The 20,749-nt window shown below is 35.4% G+C and carries 19 protein-coding genes; 1 reads left to right on the top strand and 18 read right to left on the bottom strand.

Annotated features, from left to right (window positions below):
• Positions 1–45: 45 nt before the first annotated feature.
• Positions 46–1,014, bottom strand: a complete 969-nt coding sequence (pfkA, locus tag N0K80_RS01925) for a 6-phosphofructokinase (RefSeq protein WP_057973574.1) — start codon at positions 1,012–1,014, stop codon at positions 46–48.
• Between the two features lie 111 nt (positions 1,015–1,125).
• Positions 1,126–4,446, bottom strand: coding sequence for a DNA polymerase III subunit alpha (gene dnaE / locus N0K80_RS01920; protein ID WP_269023602.1), 3,321 nt, complete (start codon positions 4,444–4,446; stop codon positions 1,126–1,128).
• Between the two features lie 133 nt (positions 4,447–4,579).
• On the opposite strand from dnaE, the gene N0K80_RS01915 reads away from it, so the two are divergent.
• Positions 4,580–4,768, top strand: coding sequence for a YjzD family protein (locus N0K80_RS01915; RefSeq protein WP_057973576.1), 189 nt, complete (start codon positions 4,580–4,582; stop codon positions 4,766–4,768).
• A gap of 48 nt (positions 4,769–4,816) precedes the next feature.
• On the opposite strand, the gene pepT is transcribed toward N0K80_RS01915, so the two are convergent.
• The 16 genes from pepT to N0K80_RS01835 all read right to left on the bottom strand — a co-directional run bounded on the left by pepT (position 4,817) and on the right by N0K80_RS01835 (position 20,742).
• Entirely contained in the window at positions 4,817–6,067 is a 1,251-nt protein-coding gene (pepT, locus tag N0K80_RS01910) for a peptidase T (protein WP_269023601.1), read from the bottom strand.
• Positions 6,068–6,125: 58 nt separating this feature from the next.
• Positions 6,126–6,923: a Nif3-like dinuclear metal center hexameric protein gene (locus N0K80_RS01905; protein ID WP_269023600.1), complete on the bottom strand. Its 798-nt coding sequence runs from the start codon at positions 6,921–6,923 to the stop codon at positions 6,126–6,128.
• Complete coding sequence (locus N0K80_RS01900) at positions 6,920–7,615, bottom strand: tRNA (adenine(22)-N(1))-methyltransferase (protein WP_269023730.1); 696 nt, start codon at positions 7,613–7,615, stop codon at positions 6,920–6,922. Before N0K80_RS01900 ends, N0K80_RS01905 begins: the two co-directional genes overlap by 4 nt.
• Positions 7,616–7,712: 97 nt before the next feature.
• A complete protein-coding gene (gene rpoD / locus N0K80_RS01895) occupies positions 7,713–8,852 on the bottom strand; it encodes an RNA polymerase sigma factor RpoD (protein ID WP_057973580.1) in 1,140 nt (379 codons plus the stop codon).
• Between the two features lie 14 nt (positions 8,853–8,866).
• On the bottom strand, positions 8,867–10,726 hold the full coding sequence (gene dnaG, locus N0K80_RS01890; RefSeq protein ID WP_269023599.1) for a DNA primase: 1,860 nt from the start codon (positions 10,724–10,726) through the stop codon (positions 8,867–8,869).
• A gap of 186 nt (positions 10,727–10,912) precedes the next feature.
• Complete coding sequence (gene glyS / locus N0K80_RS01885; protein ID WP_269023598.1) at positions 10,913–12,988, bottom strand: glycine--tRNA ligase subunit beta; 2,076 nt, start codon at positions 12,986–12,988, stop codon at positions 10,913–10,915.
• Position 12,989: 1 nt separating this feature from the next.
• Positions 12,990–13,907, bottom strand: coding sequence for a glycine--tRNA ligase subunit alpha (glyQ, locus tag N0K80_RS01880; protein ID WP_057973583.1), 918 nt, complete (start codon positions 13,905–13,907; stop codon positions 12,990–12,992).
• 267 nt (positions 13,908–14,174) lie between these two features.
• A complete protein-coding gene (recO, locus tag N0K80_RS01875; RefSeq protein WP_146342128.1) occupies positions 14,175–14,957 on the bottom strand; it encodes a DNA repair protein RecO in 783 nt (260 codons plus the stop codon).
• Positions 14,958–15,029: 72 nt separating this feature from the next.
• Positions 15,030–15,935, bottom strand: a complete 906-nt coding sequence (gene era, locus N0K80_RS01870; RefSeq protein ID WP_146342129.1) for a GTPase Era — start codon at positions 15,933–15,935, stop codon at positions 15,030–15,032.
• 42 nt (positions 15,936–15,977) lie between these two features.
• Positions 15,978–16,382 (bottom strand): diacylglycerol kinase family protein, encoded by a 405-nt coding sequence (locus N0K80_RS01865; RefSeq protein ID WP_146342130.1) that lies wholly within the window; start codon positions 16,380–16,382, stop codon positions 15,978–15,980.
• On the bottom strand, positions 16,360–16,845 hold the full coding sequence (ybeY, locus tag N0K80_RS01860; protein ID WP_269023597.1) for an rRNA maturation RNase YbeY: 486 nt from the start codon (positions 16,843–16,845) through the stop codon (positions 16,360–16,362). Before ybeY ends, N0K80_RS01865 begins: the two co-directional genes overlap by 23 nt.
• A 162-nt stretch (positions 16,846–17,007) precedes the next feature.
• Positions 17,008–17,451 (bottom strand): GatB/YqeY domain-containing protein, encoded by a 444-nt coding sequence (locus N0K80_RS01855; RefSeq protein ID WP_057973587.1) that lies wholly within the window; start codon positions 17,449–17,451, stop codon positions 17,008–17,010.
• 18 nt (positions 17,452–17,469) lie between these two features.
• Positions 17,470–17,658, bottom strand: a complete 189-nt coding sequence (rpsU, locus tag N0K80_RS01850; RefSeq protein ID WP_057973588.1) for a 30S ribosomal protein S21 — start codon at positions 17,656–17,658, stop codon at positions 17,470–17,472.
• A 175-nt stretch (positions 17,659–17,833) separates the two neighbouring features.
• On the bottom strand, positions 17,834–18,724 hold the full coding sequence (locus N0K80_RS01845) for a deoxyribonuclease IV (protein WP_269023596.1): 891 nt from the start codon (positions 18,722–18,724) through the stop codon (positions 17,834–17,836).
• Positions 18,725–18,834: 110 nt separating this feature from the next.
• The gene (locus N0K80_RS01840; protein WP_146342134.1) at positions 18,835–19,644 is read right to left on the bottom strand and encodes an ABC transporter permease; all 810 of its coding nucleotides are present in this window, start codon (positions 19,642–19,644) and stop codon (positions 18,835–18,837) included.
• 18 nt (positions 19,645–19,662) lie between these two features.
• Positions 19,663–20,742 carry a CDP-glycerol glycerophosphotransferase family protein gene (locus N0K80_RS01835; protein WP_269023595.1) on the bottom strand — a complete coding sequence of 360 codons (1,080 nt, stop codon included), beginning with the start codon at positions 20,740–20,742 and terminating at the stop codon, positions 19,663–19,665.
• Positions 20,743–20,749 lie beyond the last annotated feature (7 nt).

Genomic DNA, 20,749 nt, shown 5'->3' with positions numbered 1-20,749 from the left:
ATCTCCTCTTAGTTTACTTATTATTTATAAATAACGATATTATAATTATCTAGGTGTTGATAGTCGTGCGTTTAAGTCTAAAAGACTTAAATCAGTATGATGTTTATGTTCTTCAAGCGTTGCAACAATATCCTCAGCAACTAATTCGTTGTTTTGAATACCGATGGCTAATCCGCCCTTACCTTCCATGAGAAGTTGAACAGCATAATCACCAAAGCGACTTGCTAAGACACGATCTTTGGCAGTTGGTACACCACCACGTTGTGTATGACCCAAGATAGTCACACGTGTTTCAAAATTACCGTATGTGTCCAATTCAGCAGCAAAATCGCTAGCACCCATAACACCTTCGGCTAATACGATAATTCCTGAATCCTTGCCATGTTCACGGTTATTGTTGAGTTTATCCGCAATTTCTTGCATGTTATACCCCTTTTCAGGAATAACAATAATATCAGCGCCACCGGCGATACCAGACCACAAAGCGATATCTCCAGCGTTTCTACCCATAACTTCAACGATAAATGTACGTTGATGTGAACGAGCAGTGTCGCGAATACGATCAATTGCATCAAGAGCTGTATTAACAGCTGTATCAAATCCAACTGTAAAATCTGTATCAGGAATATCATTATCGATTGTTCCTGGAATACCAACAGCATTAAATCCACGTTTTGTGAGTGCAAGAGCACCATGATATGAACCATCCCCACCGATAACAACTAAAGCATCAATACCGAACTTCTTAAGTTGTTCGATACCCTTTAATTGTCCTTCAGCAGTTGCAAATTCAGGATAACGAGCTGAGTACAACATTGTTCCACCACGTTGAATAACATCATCAACGTCAGCATATTCAATTTTATGAATATCCCCGGCAACTAAGCCTGCAAAACCATAGTTAATACCATATGCTTCTAATCCTTCACCAATTACACGACGTGCAACAGCACGAACTGAAGCGTTCATACCTGGCGCATCTCCACCACTTGTTAAAATACCAATGCGTTTCATTTCTTCACCTCAATAAGTAATTTAAGTACATATTTCACTCACTATGTTAACACTTTTCAGAAAAGTTGTCTTGTTAAATGTGAAAATATTTTCAGTATTTTCATGAACTGATTATTTAATGACGACATTTTCAGAACCTAACGTTTTTGTAAGCGCTGTATGCGTTTCTTCATCATCCCTCAACCAATAAGTTCTATCCAAACTGATTTTTCGATTGTCTTTTTCGTAGTATAAAATGACGGGTGTCTGGCCTAATCGTTTTTTCATTATTTGCATTAATTCTTCTACTTTTTCATTAGTTGATTCTTTAGAAATTTTTAGAAACCATTTTTTTTGTGTCAATTTAGCAAAATAATCATCCGCTAAATCAATGCTTTTTACAATAATTTGTAAGCCTCTGTTTGTCTCGACATCCCCTGATACGACGACAACTTTATTTTTTTCAAGTAGTGATTCTTTCTGTCGAAATAAATCAGGAAATATTGTTAAATCTATTTCACTTGTTTCATCTGAGCCATTCAAAAAGGCCATTTGCTGACCCTTTTTTGTACGAATAACTTTAATCTTAGTCAGGTTCACTAAAATCGTAACACGCGTTTTTTCATTTATCTCTGAAATCTTTTGTATCTTAGTTTGACTTAGTTGCTTACGGTATTTTTCGATTGGATGCCCAGATAAATATGCTCCCAGATACTGGGATTCTTTTTCTAAACGAAACATCAATGGAAAATTCGATTGTCTCGCTATTTTAGGTGTTAATAGTTCAAATAAATTAGTATTATTTCCACTTAAATCAATACTACTAATCAATTCTGGCAAAGCACCAACCAGCTCTGCACGATTGTAGTCAAATTGGTCAAAGCAACCAGCGTAAATGAGCGCCGCAATATTTTCTTCGTTCAAGTATCGCTTATCTATTCGGTGTAAAAAAGCTTGAAAATCTGTAAAAAGCGCTTCTTGCCGTAGATTAACAATGTGCTCTATAAAATCTTTTCTAAGTCCTTTTATGCTACCTAATCCGAACCGGACAATATTGTTTTGCAAACTAAAACCGGCCTCACTGAGATTAATATCAGGTAATTTAATAGTTACCTGATATTGCTTAGCTTCAACAAGATATTCTTTTATTTTTTGCGGATTATTACCCACGGAATTCAGAATTGCTTCAAAAAATGCCGCCGGATAATTAGCTTTGATGTAGGCTAGTTGAAATGCAATTTTACTATAAGCAACTGCATGTGATCGATTAAATCCGTAGTTAGCAAACCGCTCAATATATTGATATACGACTTCAGCAACGGCCTCTTGTATACCATTTGTATGTGCGCCTTGAACAAACTGGGTACGCATTTCATCGATTGTTTTCTTTTTCTTCTTACTCATCGCACGACGTAGTAAATCGGCTTCTCCCAGTGTAAAATTACCCATTTTTGATGCAACCTGCATGACTTGTTCCTGATAAACTAAAACGCCATAGGTCGGTTCAAGAATTTGCTTCAAACTATCATCTGGAAATGTTATTTGTTCAAGTCCATGTTTACGCGCAATAAATGTATCAATATTCTCCATTGGACCCGGACGATATAATGCATTCACGGCAGCAACATCTTCGAAAGACGTCGGTTGTAACTTTTTCAAAACGTTCTTTATGCCACTTGATTCAAATTGAAAAACACCCGAAGTATCGCCCATTCTAAAAAGAGCTAGCGTTTTTTCGTCTTCCAGATTAATGAGCGCAGGATCAAAGTCAGCCTGATAATTTTTCTTAACTTGCTTAACGGCTTGATCTAAAATGTTCAAATTACGTAGTCCTAAGATATCAATTTTTAACAACCCAACATTTTCAACCAAGTCTTTAGAGTATTGCGTTAATAAAATATCGTCACTCCCATTTTGTAGGGGTGCAACTTCTCGTAAATCAATTTGACTGAGTACAACCCCAGCCGCATGAGTTGAATAATGTCTAGGTATTCCTTCGATGTGCTGAGCAATTGTAAAAATACCTTTATTTTTTGTACTATCATTGACTAGATTACGTAATTTTTGAGATTGTGCTAACGCATCCGACAATGTTATTTTTAAGACATTTGGTATCGCATCACTCCAGCTTTTCATTTCAAATGGTGATATACCAAAAACACGGCCAACATCCCTTAAAGCCTGTTTAGCTGCCATCGTTCCAAACGTAATAATTTGAGCCATATGGTAATGACCATATTTGTGATGCAAATATTCAAGAATCATTCCCCGTTTGTCATCAGGTATATCCAGATCAACATCTGGCATTTGCACTCGTTTTGAATTTAAAAAACGTTCAAATAACAAGTCGTATTGGATTGGGTCAACATCTGTAATTGTTAAAGCATAAGCAGTGAGAGCACCAGCAGATGACCCTCGTCCAGGACCAGTAATAATTTGCTGTGAATGTGCATAGTTCATGATATCCCAAACAATTAAAAAATAGTCTTCGAATCCCATCTCTTGAATAACGCTTAGTTCAAGAGCTAATCTTTGTTTATATTCATCGGGAACCCCATTCGGAAATCGTGCGTTTAAGCCCGAATTACTAAGTTTTTTTAAATAGCTATGAGCCGTCTCATTGTCTGGCAAAGGATATTCTGGTAGTTTGGGTTGTGAAAATGTCAACTTTAGAGATGTCGCATCCGCCACGTTTTGCGTTTCCTGAACGGCTTCTACCATGGATATTGCCTGATAACTATCCATTATCTCATTTGGATTTATTAGCGAGTATGCCCCTTGTACCTGTTCACCCAGTTGATCAGCCGGAATCGTTTCCCCGTTGCTAATTGCCTTTAATACGTCAACATCGGCTTGGTTTTCGGGATTGAGGTAACTAACTTCATCTAAGGCTATCACTCGCATATCGTAGCTATCGGCCAGAGCCTTAATTGATTGTGCGGTGATTGTATCCATTCGATGTGATAATCCAATTCGGACATTTTTTGAACCCATTAAGCTTTGATATTTAGCTAATAAGTCTTTCACATCAGAAATTTGACTTTGTTCAATTAAATAACTAAATTCGCTTTTTTCGTTAGGCGACAAAATAAATAATCCATCTAAATAATCAGCAAGATGATCAAAATTTAAATTCCCTTCACTTAGGGTCATTTTTAACGTTGATAATCGCATTAAATTCTGATATCCTTGCTCATTTTTAGCAATAAAAGTCAGTTCGTACTCCCGATTCGTTTCAATTAAACCAGCAATATCTAATGTCAGTCCGATAATTGGTTTAATTCCAACTTTCTGACAGGCATTATAAAAATCAATTGCACCATACAATACATTGTTATCCGTTAGAGCAATTGTTTCATAGCCTCGTTCTTGTGCTTTTTGAACTAAATCATTAATTTTAGTGGTACTTTGTAATAAGCTAAATGAACTTTTAACTTTTAACGGCACAAACATGATGACCCTCCTTTTTACGTATCTATTACTGCTATTATACAAAACTTTCTAACAATACCCAACAGACACTAAAAAGCTTTTGCAAAAATAAATATTTGTGTTAAAATTACTTTTGAATGTGAGGTGCTGTTCTATGATGAAACAATTAACAATTCTCTTTTGGGGCTTCATTTTTGGTGAAGTAATTGGCTATATCGTAAGCTCACTAACTGGTACGCTCTTTGCCCCAGTTTTACAAATCGGTATTATCTTCGCAGTTGCCGGCTCAATTGTCGTGAACTGTCTCTACGCCATAATCAAAGATCCTAAATCTGATAAATAAAAAAAGATAAACTAATTAGTTTATCTTTTTTTATTTATCTTAAAATGGCTATTTTGTTTCTTCAGATACTAATTTTACAATTTCCAATACAACATCTGTTGCCTTTTCCATCGTTTCTACTGAGACAAACTCAAATCGTGCGTGCATATTTTCTGCTCCAGCAAACAAGTTTGGTGTTGGTAATCCCATAAATGAAATTTTCGAACCGTCTGTTCCCCCACGTACCGGATAGATATCAGGTTTAATTAATAAGTTTTCCATGGCTTGTTTAGCAACATTCACAACGGTCATATCTTTTTCGATTACTTCGCGCATATTATAATACTGATCTGCCATATCAATCGTGACCCGATCTGTATCGAACTCGGCATTCATCTTATCAGCAACACCCATCATAAATTTCTTACGATCTTCAAATTTTTGATGGTCATGATCACGAATAATGTAAACCATTTTTGCTTCATCAACTGTGCCATCCACTGAAATCAAATGATAGAAACCTTCACGACCTTCAGTCTTTTCAGGAACCTCATCTTGTGGTAAAAGTGAGTCAAATTGACTTGCTAATTTATTTGCATTGATTAAAACACCTTTGGCAGTTGCGGGGTGAACTTCTTTACCTTGAATTGAAATAACCGCCTGCGCGGCATTAAATGTTTCGTATTCCAATTCACCTAATGGCCCACCATCTACTGTATAAGCAAGGTCGGCGCCAAAATCTTTAACATCAAATTTATCTGCTCCTACGCCAATTTCTTCATCAGGTCCGATTCCAACCTTAACATCTCCATGCTTAATTTCTGGATGCGCAACTAAGTAAGCTACGGCCGTGAAAATTTCAGCAACACCAGATTTATCATCCGATCCTAGTAAAGTTGACCCATCTGTTGTTATAAGCGTATTGCCTTTATAATTTTTTAAATTAGGAAATTCTTTAACGGTTAATTTAAATTTACCTTCATCATCAAGATTAATATCAGATTCACCATCATAATTTTCAACGAATTGAGGATTAACACCCTCTGCCGTAAAGGCTGCTGTATCCATATGCGAAATAAATCCAACCGCTTTTACTTTTACATCATTTTCTAAATTACTGGGCAACGTTGCTAAAACGTACCCACTTTTTTCAGAAATGCGTGCATCAGTTAATCCAATCTCTAAAAGTTCCTTCTTTAATTCTTTTGCAAATTCAACCTGAGTTTGCGTCGAAGGTGTCAATCCTGAATTTTCATCAGAGCGAGTTTCTGTTTTAACGTACTTAATAAAACGTGGAATTAATTCTTCATATTTTGTCATGATGGCATATCTCCTAATATTATTATTTAACAATTCTAATGATACTCTAATTTTTCAATTAAATAAACTGAAATGGATCTGTATTGATAGTTGATTCAATCGTTTCAATTTGCCAATCATTATCAATAGTCCATTCGTCAAATAATCGTTTCAGTTGAGGCTTACAAATACTTTCAATATGATGTCCAGGATCCACAGCAGACAGACCTTCAGCTAACATGTCGTGAGCTGTATGATAGTAAACATCCCCAGTCACATAGACATCTGCCTGATTTTTAATTGCCTCGGGATAAAATTTTCCACCATCACCACCCAAAATGGCAACTCGCTTAACTAATTGCGTTAAATCAGTTGAAATAACCCGTAGTCCACTGAGATTAAATTGTTGTTTACAGTACTCTGAAAACTCAGCAACGGTCATTTCATTCTTTAGATTCCCTACACGACCCATTCCATAATCCATACTCGTCGTGTGCACTAATGGTATTGTCTTTTGCAAGCCTAATTGATCTGCCAACCAATCATTCATCCCACCAACAACATTATCTAAATTAGTATGTGCGGCATAGACGGTAATATTATGACTCAATAAATCAGCGTACATTTTATTTTGCGGATTCGTCGTATCCAAGTTTTTAGCCGGTCTGAACATCAAAGGGTGATGCGCAAAAATAAAATCAATGTTATTATCAATTGCTTCTTGAACAACTTCTGGACGGACATCAAGTGTCGTCATGACCTTAGAGACTTTATTATTCATATTACCTAACTGGAGACCAACCGGATCACCCATTTCAGCCATATCTTTAGGCGCAAACAGTTCAAACCGTTGAATTAAGTCACTAATTCTTGTCATTTTAACATCTCCTCAATTTCTTTGATATCAATTTCTAGGACCTTTTTTTTATCAATCGGCACCTCATTAGCGGCCGCAAAATGTTTCAAAACTTCACGTTTTTTGGCCATTTGGCGTTGCCACTTAGCCCTAAATACCTCATTTTGTTCAACTCTTAGATTTGGTCCGTATTTTAAGTCCAACGAAGAGTATCCAACCTTATTACTAACCTTTTCAGCCACAATAATCTCATAGATGTGATGATCATCTTCAACAATATCCTCATCAATAATTTGATAAGAATGATTCATCAGCCATTCTCGGATCAATTCCTGACCCACGTTAGGTTGAATGATCAATCGACGAACACCTACCAACTTCTCTAAATCGGCATTAAAAATGTCTCTTATTAATGGGCCACCCATTCCTGCAATCGTAATCGTATCAATGTTATCGTCCGTTTTAATTGCCTTCAATCCATTAGCTAGCCGTGGCATAATCATATGATCTAACCGTTCTGTATTAATTTCTGTCACCGCATTTTCATACGGTCCCTTTGCTACCTCACCGGCAACCGCATATGAAATAATCTTGTTAATAGCTAAATAGGCTGGAAGATAAGCATGATCTGATCCAATATCAGCTAATCGTGCATCCTTTGGGACAAATTTCGCAACTTTTTTTAATCGATCTGATAAATGACGTGCATCCATGTATTTGTTCCTCTTCTTTCGCGTGTTATCTTCCTTCATTATAACTAAAAAAAAGCGATTATAAAACAGGTTTCGTTTTATAATCGCTTTTAAATTTTTATTCTAAGAAATCTTTTAATTGTTTTGAACGAGATGGATGACGTAATTTACGTAACGCCTTAGCTTCAATTTGACGAATACGTTCGCGCGTCACACCAAAGACTTTACCAACCTCTTCAAGCGTTCTTGTACGACCATCGTCAAGACCGAATCTTAGACGCAAGACATTTTCTTCACGATCAGTTAGGGTATCAAGAACATTTTCAAGTTGTTCCTTCAAGAGTTCATAAGCAGCATGATCAGCTGGACTTGTTGCATCTTGATCTTCAATAAAATCACCTAAGTGAGAATCATCTTCTTCACCAATTGGTGTCTCCAATGAAACAGGTTCTTGAGCAATTTTCAAAATTTCACGAACTTTTTCAGCTGGCATTGCTGGCATGTCCATTTCGGCACCAATCTCTTCAGGAATTGGTTCACGAACAAGTTCTTGTAATAATTGGCGTTGAATTCTGATTAATTTATTGATTGTTTCAACCATATGAACGGGAATTCTAATCGTACGAGCTTGATCAGCAATTGCTCGTGTAATTGCTTGTCTAATCCACCATGTTGCATACGTTGAAAACTTAAATCCTTTACGATAATCAAATTTTTCAACGGCTTTCATTAGGCCCATGTTACCTTCTTGAATTAAATCAAGGAACTGCATCCCACGACCTACATAACGTTTAGCAATCGATACAACCAAACGCAAGTTAGCTTCTGCCAATTTTTGTTTAGCTTCTTCGTCGCCTTCTTCAATTTTCAAAGCCAAAGCAACTTCTTCTTCGGCTTTTAAAAGATTAACACGACCAATTTCTTTCAAATACATTCTAACCGGATCATTAATTTTAATTCCGGTTGGTGCAGAAGTATCTTTTAAAGCTTTTTTTGTTACTTTTTCAGCAGCTTTTAAACTGTGTTCACTTGGGTTTCCCTCTTCGTCAACGACAGCAATACCAGAATCTTCAATTTTTTGAAGCAATTTATCCATACGATCAGCATCTAAATGAAAAGGCGTTGCTAATTCATTTGTTAAATCATCATACTTAATTTCTTTTTTAACTTTGTATTCTTTGATTAACTTCGTTTGTGCCTTTTTGAATCCTTTTTCATCAAATTCTGTTTCTTCGACTTTTTCTACTTTTTTTACCATTAATAATTCCTCCCTTAGATGGATGTTCGTGGTACTTGTTGTTTTTGATACAACGCTATTAACTTAAATGATAGTTCATTTGTTAGTTCCGTATTGCCTAAACGAGTTGCCTCCGCAAGATCAGAACGAACTTGATTAATTGACCGTTCAATTGGCGAATCATTCATGATAACTGATACGCAATCATTCAGTTCATCTTCCGATGAGTCATCCGAAACAGTCATTAGTTCAATCTGCATTACGAAACGTTTTAAAGCCTCCTTGGGTAAATAATCTAGGAAACTAGCAATTTCATATTGATCGTGCAGGTCCAGATAACCTTCAGCCAGCGTATATATCAACTGATAATTATCATGGACAAAACTGAAGTCATCGACTGCTCTGATTTTTAACCACGCTGTATGATCGTGCAATACACGATACAATAACAACCTTTCGGCCCTCTCAACGCGATCAATTTTCTCATCTCGCATGATTTCTTGATGTTGTTCAATTGGTGGCTCGTCTGTCCGAACTCTTACCGGATTAACCCTATGTTGCGGTTCTCTCGGTTGGTTAGCTACTAAATCTACTAGTTGTTGTCTTAAAATTGTTTTATCAATTTTAAATTCATCAGCCAATTGATTAACATAAATATCTTGTTCAAAGGGTGTTTTTATTGTAGCTAAAACTCGTAAGACTTGATCGATATAATCAATTTGCTCACTTTCATTTTTTAAATTTCGATCTCGTTTTAAAAAGTTCATTTTAAATGAGATCGTCGTTTCCCGAGCGGAGTGAGCCAACTCAAGAAACGCTTCTTTACCATTTTTTGTAACAAACTCATCAGGATCCATGCCATTAGGAATGACCAGCACGCCAACCTTCATTTTCGTTTGGTTTGTCAATAAATCTAAAGCACGATTAGTTGCATTTTGTCCAGGGTCATCCCCATCGTAACAAATATTTAACTGCGAAGTTGAACGTTCTAACAAATAAATTTGTTCATTTGTTAGACTGGTTCCCATCGATGCAACACCATTTTTAACGCCAGAACGATAAGCAGCTATAACATCCATGAATCCTTCGAACAAAATAACGTTACCCTCTGTTCGAATTTCTTTTTTTGCTAAATCGTAATTAAATAAAATATCACGTTTATTAAAAATGGGTGTTTCTGGACTATTTAAATATTTTGGTAGATCCTTATTTTTCTCGAGTAAACGACCTGAAAATGCAACAACCTGCCCGTTTTGATTTCTAATTGGAAACATTACCCGATTAATAAAACGTTCACGTAGGTTACCTGCTTGATTCTCAATGAATAAGCCAGACTGTCTTAATATCTGATAATCTAGCTTCTTTTCATTAAAGAAATCCTGCAATACTGATTTTTCAGGTGCAAACCCAATTTGGAAAGTTGTAATATCTTCATCAGTCATCCCTCGATTGTGCAGATAATCTAGGGCATTTTGTCCCATCTCTGTATTCATTAGGATATGCTGATACAACTTAGTAGCGTCATCGTGAAGTTGCTTTAATTGACGATTTTCAATTGATTCTTGGGTCTTAGCCAACTGGGATTGAGCATATTTACTGTCAATCTCTATACCCGCAAATTCTGCGACTTTATTCACAGACTCCGGAAAACTAAGTCCATCCAATTCAATTAAGAATTTAAAAACATTACCGCCTCGACCACAACTAAAACAATGGAAAATTTGTTTCTCTTCACTAACAGAAAATGAAGGTGTTTTTTCTTCGTGAAATGGACACAAACCCATAAAATTACTACCGGATTTTTTCAATCCAACGTATTGACTAATGACATCCGTAATATTCACACTTGTTCTTACATGTTCAATTACATTCTCTGGTATTCTCATTCTAGCCATTCACCTCCAAACCTAACGATACGAAGTTATACATCTTTTTGAGTACCCATAATAATAACATTGATTTGACATGAATACAATAATTAGCTCCAACTATTAGACACATTTGTCAAATATGCGCATTCAGATTCTACTACCAAACAAAAAGTAGAAAATCACCTTCTCAGATAATTTTCCACTCCTATATTATTTAATATTCAATTTCTCTAAATCGCCTAATTTAGAACTCATTTTGGCAATTAAACTTAATTGATTTAAACGATTCTGCTTAATTTTAGCATCCTCTACCATAACCATTGTCTGATCAAAGTAATTTTCAATTAATGGACGAATCTCACTCAATATATGATATAACTCTTCTGGCGTCAAATCAACGATTCGACGTTGAATTGTCTCAACTCGTTCAAACAATTCTTTTTCGGCAACGTTATCCAATAATGTTGCCTCCACTGATAAATCAGTTTCGTTATTTTTGTCAGCCAACTTTAAGACACGAGTAACGGCTTCAATTGTTTCTCTAAAATCCCTATCTTTCTTATGCGCTTCAAGCGTTACCGCTGCTTCCGCCATTGTTAACAAGTCTGCATCTGTACTGCCAATAACACTTTCAATGACATCATAACTTACCTTTTGATTTGAGAACCATTGTTTCATACGATCATTAATAAAGCTTAAAACTTCCAAATCATTCTCGCCTACAGACATCTTTGTAAATAATGCCGGGTGAAGTGTCGCTAATGCTTTAATATCGTTTAACACTTCAAGTGGTGAAAAACGCCATTGACGTGATTCAACAATTCTAACCACACCGAACGCTTGACGACGAAGTGCGTACGGATCATTTGATCCAGTTGGAATTAATCCTACTGAGAAGAAACTTGAAATGCTATCTAATTTATCAGCAATAGCAAGAACTGCACCAATTTTTGATTTAGGTAATTCACCGTCTGCACTAATAGGCATATAGTGTTCAGAAATAGCTTGCGCAACGGCTGGATCTTCACCCATCAATAAAGCATATTTTTCTCCCATTATTCCTTGGAGTTCTGAAAATTCACCAACCATTCCGGTTACTAAATCAAACTTATAAATTTCACTGGCTCTTTGTAAAAGTGCTAACTCACGGTCATTTAAGCCCTCACGTTTACCAATGATTTGAGCCATTAACTGGACACGTTCCATTTTTTCATATGTTGACCCAATTTTATCATGGAAGGTTACATTTTTTAATCGTTCAACGTAGCCATCAATGTTTTGCTTTTGATCTTCTTGATAGAAAAATGCGGCATCTTCTAAACGTGCCGTAAGCACTTTTTCATTTCCGGCCTCTACGTTAGCAATATTAGCTTCTGTACCATTACGAACTGAAACAAACATAGGTAAAATAGCGTCATTTTGGTCACGTACATAAAAGAATCTTTGATGATCCTTCATTGAAGTCATTAAGACAACATCGGGAATATCTAAATATTTTTCATCAAAATGGCCAGAAAATACAGTTGGATACTCAACTAAATTATTAACTTCTTCTAAAAGATCTTCATCAACAATAATATGCCAACTTTGATTATTTTCAAGGGCGTTAATCTGTGTTCTGATTGTTTCTTTACGTTTTTTTGAGTCAACTATGACATACTGCGTTGCTAATTTTTCAACATATTCGGTTGCCGTTTCAAGATCAATTGCTTTTCCTAAAAAACGATGTCCTTGCGTTTGACGGCCAGACTCAATATTTAGAATACTAAATGGAATTACCTCATTATCAAGTAACGCAACTAACCAACGAATTGGGCGAACATATTTAAAATCATAATTTGCCCAATGCATCATTGTGGGGAAAGTCATGGCTTCAATAACAGCTTTAATTTGAACCAAAATATCTTTGGCCGCTTTTCCAGCAATAAATTTATTAACATAAACGTACTCAACACCTTTTAATTCTTTAAAGGTGATTTCATCTGTTGTCACTCCTTGGCCCCGAACAAATCCTTTAGCAGCATTTGACCAGTTTCCCTCGTCATCTAATGCAATTTTTTTTGCAGGACCTTTAGCTTCTTCTTGAATATCCTCTTGTTTATCAGCCAAATCAGTCACTTCAACTGCAAGCCTTCTGGGCGTTGAGAAAGCTTTAACTTCCCCAAATGATAACCGTTGCTCCGTCAGAAAATCACTAACACGTTTAGCTAATTGACTTTGACTCGGCGTCACAACATGAGCGGGTATTTCTTCTAGCCCTATCTCTAATAAAAAGGAATGTGTCATCTTATTTGTCCTCCTTTAATAACTTTTCACGAAGTTTTTCATCTTTAAGTAAAGGGTAACCTAACTTTTTACGCTCTTGAACAAAAACTTTAGCAATTGATTTTGCCATATTTCTAATCCTTGCCAAGTAACCAGCACGTTCAGTCACTGAAACGGCACCACGAGCATCCAATAAATTGAACGTATGGCTACACTTCAACACATAATCATATGCGGGATGTACTAACCCATTAACAATTTGTTTCTTAGCTTCAGTTTCATAAACATCAAATAAATTAAATAACATTTCTTGATTACTTTCTTCAAATGAGTATTTAGAATTTTCGTATTCAGGTTCTTTGAAAATATCACCATACATAACACCATCAGCCCATTCAAGATCGTAAACACTCTCAACATCTTGTATATATGAAGAGAGACGTTCTAAACCGTAAGTAACTTCACTAGTAACCGGATGGACTTCCAACCCACCAACCTGTTGGAAGTAAGTAAACTGAGTAACTTCCATTCCATCAAGCCAAACTTCCCAACCAACACCGGCACAACCCATTGACGGATTTTCCCAATTATCTTCAACAAATCGGATATCATGTTCAGCAGGATCGATACCTAATGCGCGTAAACTATCCAAATACAAATCTTGAATGTTTGCGGGAGATGGTTTCATAACCACTTGGAATTGGTGATGTTGATAAAGACGGTTAGGATTTTCACCATAACGACCATCTGCAGGACGTCTCGAAGGTTCCACATAAGCAGCATTCCATGGTTCGGGTCCAATTGCCCGTAAGAACGTGTAGGGACTCATTGTTCCGGCCCCTTTTTCTGTATCGTATGCTTCCATCAGCATACAGCCCTGATCAGCCCAAAACTTTTGTAATGTCATGATAATATCTTGAACAGCTAACTTTTTTGACATGATAGTCCTCCTTATTTTTAAGCACAAAAAAACCTATGCAGTCTTGTAGACCACATAGGGACGATTTTAATATCGCGGTTCCACCCTACTTCCGGTTAATTAACCGGCAGCTTCATTAACAAAGGACTCCGAAAACGCCAATAAAAATAATTAATTACTTAGCTCGCACTATTCTAAGTTCGCTTCAATAATTATGTTTACCTTTTTTCATCATAATCCTGCTATTTATTTCTTTATAATCATAGTTTAGAAACAGTTATTTGTCAATTATATTTCGGGGTTTTTCTTTAATGACACTGGCCACGAACTCATTCCATCAATAAATTTTTTACTTTTTAAATTTAGACCAACACTATTATCATAAATAACATCAATAATCTGACGTAATTCTTTTTTAGTACGTTCTGCCACTTTAATAGAATTCAATTTATCAAGATTCACCACGGAAAACTGTCTTAAATAAAAAATTGCTTTTTGAGTGGCATGAAGTCGATTATTATCAAGATACCAATGTTTGGAGCAAAGTAATCCCCCATATGCTTCAGAATAATCAAATTCTCCTTGGGTCTCTCCGCCAACGGCACACCCCTGTAATTGGGGTTGCACACCAAAGACTGACAATAGCTGAATTTCAATAATATTGGTAATAATTTCTGCATCAAATTCTTCGTCAATTAATCGGATGGCCGTTGCCACTTTTTGATACCAAACCGGAATAGGTTCGTTATCTTTAAATGCAGCATCAATCAAACTAAAAATATAAGTCGTATACGCGTTACTAACGATATCTTGTGAAATCATTTTTAGTTGTTCAAACTCCTTAGCGGCATTAATGAATGATAGTCCGTTATCGTTCAGGTTGCCACTATAGGTACCAATTGTAAAAGGTAGTAATGCAGAAGATAATTTAAAACCACGTTTTCGTGCACCTTTAATAAAAAACATTTTTTTACCATAGCGATTCGTTAAAAATTTAACCAATAAATCGCGTTCTTTATATTCTTTGCGATAAAGTAAAATCCCTTCAAACTCTTCATTATTTTGAATGATGCTGCACCTCCTTATCTATATAAATAAAAATCGGAACAAAAATTATCTTTGTTCCGATCATTTATTTATTTTTTAATAATCATCTTCACGGTAACCAAATGCTTTTAAATCAGTTTGTTTATCACGCCAATTTTTTTGAACTTTAACCCAAAGTTCTAAGTAAACGCGATCTCCCATCATTGTTTCAATATCTTTTCTAGCCTTCACACCGATATCTTTTAACATCTTACCGCCTTTACCAATGATAATTCCTTTTTGAGTTGGGCGTTCAACGATAATTGTTGCAGAAATATGCAATTTTTCTTCGTCTTCCTTTTTGATATCCTCGACTAAAACCGCAACTGAATGAGGAACTTCTTCGCGTGTTAACTGTAAAACTTTTTCACGAATTAATTCGCCCATAACAAATCGTTCCGGATGATCTGTAATTTGATCTTCAGGGTAGAATTGTGGTCCTTCAGGTAATTCACCAACCAATGAATCTACAAGTTCGTCAACATTATTTCCTTTAAGCGCAGAAATTGGAAAGACTTCTTTATAATCTAAAGATTCGCGGTATGATTCCACAATAGCCAATATCTCATCAGGATGGATTTGGTCTATTTTATTGATAACTAAGTAAATTGGTTTCTTAGTATCTTTTAAACGATCAATAATAAAGTTATCTCCAGGTCCTCGTTTCTCCATGGCGTTGACCATGAATAAAATAGCATCCACTTCTCCAAGCGTTGAAAGCGCAGATTTAACCATGAAATCGCCTAAACGACTCTTAGGCTTATGGACACCGGGCGTGTCAATAAAGACAATTTGTGCATCATCAGTCGTATAAATACCTTGAATTTTATTTCTAGTAGTCTGTGCTTTATCACTCATAATAGCAATTTTTTGGCCCATAACATTATTTAAAAATGTTGATTTACCAACATTAGGACGTCCTAAAATAGCCACAAATCCTGAATGAAATTTTTTATTTTGCATTAATTAATTCTCCTCTTATTGTGTATCTTCTGTTTCAATTGATTACTCAAAAAGTAACTCTAACAATTGTGGAATAAAAATTAAACATCCCACAATCATGGCGAAAAGCGCTGATAATAAAACGGCCGCGGCAGACATATCTTTAACCTTTTTCGCAATCTCATTGTATTTATTACCGGTCGTTAAATCCACTAGGTTTTCAATAACCGTGTTCCAAACCTCATTGATAATAACCATACTAATACTTAAAGCGAGCCATAACCATTCCGTTTCAGAAATTTGAAAGATAGCCGCGCAAATGGATACAAATACCATCATTGCCACATGTTTTTTCATATTTCTTTCTTCTTTAAAAACCGTAACAAGTCCATCCAGTGAATGACCTAATGACGATAAAAATGTTCGATTTTTTTTAATTTGGCGCTTATCGTTTAAGGCCATAAGCATCAAGTATCTCAGTTTGTAAGCCAAACATTTCTTTTTCATCTTCAGGTTCCATATGATCATAACCGTTTAGATGTAAAAAGCCATGTACAGTTAAAAAACCAAGTTCCCGTTCGTAAGAATGACCATAATCAATTGCTTGTTCAACAACTTTTTCCGTTGAAATCATGATATCCCCAATATTTTTAGCAATTTCTGGCATTTCCATATCCTCATCGGTAGGGAAAATGATTGGCATATCGTCACCGTCCTCTTCAATTGCAAAACTGATAACATCTGTTGGTCGATCAACATTACGATATTCCCGATTAATTTTATGAATTTCTTCGTTATTCATTAAAGTCACTGACATTTCTGTATCATCTGGTAACTCAATTTTTTTACCCGCGAAATCAAGAATTTCTTTAATTAATTTAATATTTTTTTCTGGTTCTGCTTCAGTATGGTCAAAAATTTCTAAATCCATAATAGCCCTCTTTAAATTCGTTTTATATGTCCTAAAGTTACTTAACTCAAATAATAGCATATTTCTGAGACTAACTAAAGTCAATTAGGCGTTTCTTTATCCCTTTTGTTTAATTAACAAAAAAAGGAATCACAATTCAATTTGAATTGTGATTCCTTTTTGCTAATTTAATAATGATTTAACTGTCTCACTAATAACCTTACCATCAGCTCGTCCCTTAAGTTTAGGAATAACCGCACCCATGACTTTTCCAAAATCTGCTTTTGAAGTTGCCCCAACTTGTGAAATAACTTCTTTCACAATATCAGTAACTTCTTCGGCCGATAATTGTTCAGGTAAATAATTTTCGACAATTTTAATTTCCATATCAAGACTTTCTAGAAGATCGTCTCGACCAGCACTTTTGAATTCTGCATAAGATTCTTTACGTTGTTTTAACTCGCGAGCCAATAAAACAGTTTCATCATCAGTTGATAATTCATGACCTGCCTTAATTTCTTCGTTCGTAACAGCTGCTTTAAGCATTCTTACGGTACTTAAAGTTTGTTTGTCTTTTGCTTTCATCGCTTGTTTTAAATCGTTATTAAGTGTTTCTAATAGACTCAACGTTGATTCCTCCCTAGACTAGAAGCGTTTCTTAGTTGTTTTACGCTTTCTTGCTGCTTCGGATTTCTTCTTACGTTTCACACTTGGCTTTTCATAGAATTCGCGTTTACGGTATTCTTGTAATGTACCTGTTTTAGAAACGGAACGTTTAAAGCGACGAAGAGCATCATCGAGAGATTCGTTTTTACGTACGACTGTCTTTGACATAGATATCCCTCCCTCCGAGCTTGAATGTAACCGTCTTTTTATGCATTAAGTTGCATCGTCAAACTGTCCTTGTTCATTATAACCAAAGTCTCAATCGACGTCAATAAATCTTTTATAAAATATTTAAGATAACCTCATAATTCACGTTTTGTCTTCTTTTTTGATATTTATTTAATTAATTCATACCAAGTTCAGCTAATAAATTAGGGTTAAATACGTTCTCTTTAAACATTGTTATTTCCTTTTTATATGGTGATTGTTGCGTTTTTTTGTCTAAACCTACGTAAGGTGTTTCTAATATTTTAGGAACGGTGGCAAATCTTTCATCATGCACGATGGTATTCAATGCCTCAAATCCAATTTCACCGAAACCGATATTAGCGTGCCGATCCTTATGACTACCCTGAATATTTTTTGAATCATTAATATGAAAAACTTTTAATCGATCAATTCCGATAACATCATCAAAATGTTTAATAACGGATTCAAAATCGGTTTTAATATCATAGCCCGCATCGCTCGTATGACAAGTATCAAAAGTAACGGATAATTTATCATTTAACTTCACGCCATTAATCATTTGTGCAATTTCTTCAAATGATCTCCCGACTTCAGTCCCTTTACCCGCCATCGTTTCAATGGCAATTTGAATCGTTTGGTCGGGCGTCAACACTTCGTTTAATCCCTCAATAATATGATTAATTGCGGCATCTGCACCTGCACCAACATGTGCCCCTGGATGAAGTGTCATCTGAGTAGCCCCTAATGCTTCGGCACGATCTATTTCGGCTTTCAAAAAATCGATTGCAAAAGAAAAATTTTCTGGCTTAACAGTATTACCTAAATTAATTATATATGGTGCGTGGACCACGATATCACTTAATCCGTGTTCTGCCATAAATGCCTGTCCCTTTGGAATGTTCATCTCAGAAACATCTTTACGTCTTGTATTTTGAGGAGCCCCTGTATAGATCATAAACGTACTGGCGCCGTTACTTGCAGCTTCTTCAGCAGAGCCAAGTAGCATTTCTTTCCCCTTCATACCAACATGCGATCCTATCAACATGATTCATTACCCCTTTTCCGTTTTTTAAATTATTAATATTATACCATTTATTATAAAAAAAGATTTAGAAAACCCGTTTTACGGCAAGTTTTCTAAATCTTTTTTACTCATTAAATTAAATCAACGAAATGAGCTCTAAATTTATAATGTAGATGTGATCCTACCAAGAGGAACATCAATGTAATTGACCAAAACAACAACAGTTGAGTTGGATGGTCAAAGAACCAACCTTCACTCAAAAAGCTCTCTCTAAATCCTGCAACTAAATAGTTAAACGGATTTATTTGTAAAATCCTTACAAAAACTTTTGGAAAACTACCAGAGTTCAAATTGAATAAAATTCCAGACATATAGAATAATACTCTCATAATTGATTGAAGCGCAATATAGTAATCACGAGCCAAAATTGAAATTGTCGAATTAAAAATACCGAAAGCGAATAAAAATACAATCATACAAAAGAAGTAATAAATATACTGCAACCAATATATTGTTGGTGTCACACCGGACAATAACAAAACGATAATACTAAAACCAAACATGACCCAGTATGCAGTCATCTGGCTAATCATTCGGATAGTCGGTAAAACACTAACCGGAAACTTCATTTTAGCAACCAATCCAACCTTCTCATAAACACTACGAGACATGCCAAGTACGCTTGCATTTATGAATAGCCATGGTGCTATTCCGACCATCATCCAGGCAAAGTAATTAACACCATCGATTTGTTGACCTGCATGCAGTGCTACTCCGAAAACAAGATAGTAAATCCCGATTTGAATCATTGGGTTCAAGAACTCCCAAGCAATTCCTAGATAATGGCTCTGGTAAGTTGCTCTATCTTCATATTTTGAAACTCGAAATATGATTGGTAAATTTTCAAATTGCTCTCTTATAATTGAAATAACTTTTTTCAATACGTTGACGCTCCTTATTTACTTAAAATAATAATCTAGAACACGCTTCGTTGCGTATCCATCATTAGCTGTATTCCATAATAAATTAAATGTGTCTAATTGTCTATCACTATTTTGAACTTTTTGATAGGCATTAACCAGTTCGTTCATAGTTTGCACAATTGGTCCTGGTGCCCACTCATGAAAGTCAGATTGAATACCAATACTATCTTTATAGGATTGATAATCGAAACAATAAAATAATATTTGTTCCGCGTTGGGCAGCAGACTAAAATCAAAAATAACAGACGAGTAATCAGTGATCAAGCAATTCGTAATAGTCAATAATTCACCGGTAGAGTAATCATCTATCCAAACGATATCTTTGGACAAAATTGATTTTAGTTCAATTTCCTTATCCCGCAAATGTGGATGTAATTTAATAATTAACTTTGTTTCATCATCTAAAAGTTTTTGAATACCAGAAAAATCCCCGGGTATTTCTAATGTGACATCCCCGCTTATATTTTCCCGATACGTAGGTGCATACAAGATGATTTTTTTATTCTTTAAATCGGGATGACTGGCAAAAATACTGTTTTTCATTTTATTTTGCCAGTCACTATTTTGAAATTTATCTGAGGCAGGGTAGCCGATTTCTAAAATCTTATCAGTAGTGACATGATAACTTTTTTCAAAGACAGTACCCATTTTAGTTGACCCCACAATAAAATTATCAAACTGATCATAAACTGTTTGAAATCTTTTTTTATCTGAAGTCGATCGACTATTAGTTTTAGGTTCATCCCAACCAAATGATTTAATCGCCCCATTTGCATGCCACAATTGAACTATTCTTGTCGATTTTTTTGTATGCATGGTTGCTAAGAAAGCAAAATAATTATCAACAAAAAGTAAGCTGCTTTTAGAAATTAAAGGAATTAGCATCAACACAAAAGAGATGTTTTCAACAAACATTTTTATTTCGATACCTGACTTTTGAATTTCTATGGCTTCTAATTCCATCGAAGGACGATAAAAAACAATTAAGTGTTGCTTACGCGCTAAACATCTTTCATTTAACCGTTGAATAAAATCAATGTTACCTCCAAAACTCATTAAATAA

The sequence above is a fragment of the Dellaglioa carnosa genome (assembly GCF_026948345.1).
Lineage (GTDB): Bacteria > Bacillota > Bacilli > Lactobacillales > Lactobacillaceae > Dellaglioa > Dellaglioa algida.
The sequence above is the reverse complement of the archived record's forward strand: the minus strand, read 5'-3'. Positions and strand labels throughout refer to the sequence as shown.